Origin of the sequence: Vibrio sp. 10N.222.55.C6 (assembly GCF_041473395.1) — a bacterium.
Classification (GTDB): Bacteria; Pseudomonadota; Gammaproteobacteria; order Enterobacterales; family Vibrionaceae; genus Vibrio; species Vibrio crassostreae_C.
In genome coordinates this window covers 1-375 of the sequence record NZ_JBFRSD010000491.1, presented here as the reverse complement: position 1 = coordinate 375, position 375 = coordinate 1, and the positions used below count along the sequence as shown (strand labels likewise).

Sequence of the window (375 nt, the reverse complement as noted above, 5' to 3'; positions counted from 1 at the left end):
GCTAAATAGCGCACCATTCAAAATTCAAGTAAGTTGCTACGACTTTGTAGCGCCACAGGTTGAACAATCCGTGCTTTATGACATAGAAAGTGCACTTGAAAATAGACAAGTACTCTCATTTGATTACAACAATCATCGCTGTGAGGTTGATCCATACGCTTCGTTTGTCTATCAAAAAGTATTTTATCTTGTAGCTCGAGAGCGTTACAAAAGAAGCTCTAACGGTAGCTCCATGTCTGGAGAAATGCGTACCTATACGATGCACAAGATAAACAACATTGAAATACGCTCAAATCAAAGTTTTTCAATGGGTAACAAGTCTGAATTTTGCCTCCACGCTTATCTATCGACGACAAAGGGTAAATGGGTTAACGG

1 protein-coding gene is annotated in these 375 nt (G+C 39.5%); it reads left to right on the top strand.

The annotated features are described in order from the left end of the window. On the top strand, nt 1-375 hold a 375-nt coding region (locus AB4486_RS24755; RefSeq protein ID WP_372119335.1), incomplete at both ends, for a WYL domain-containing protein.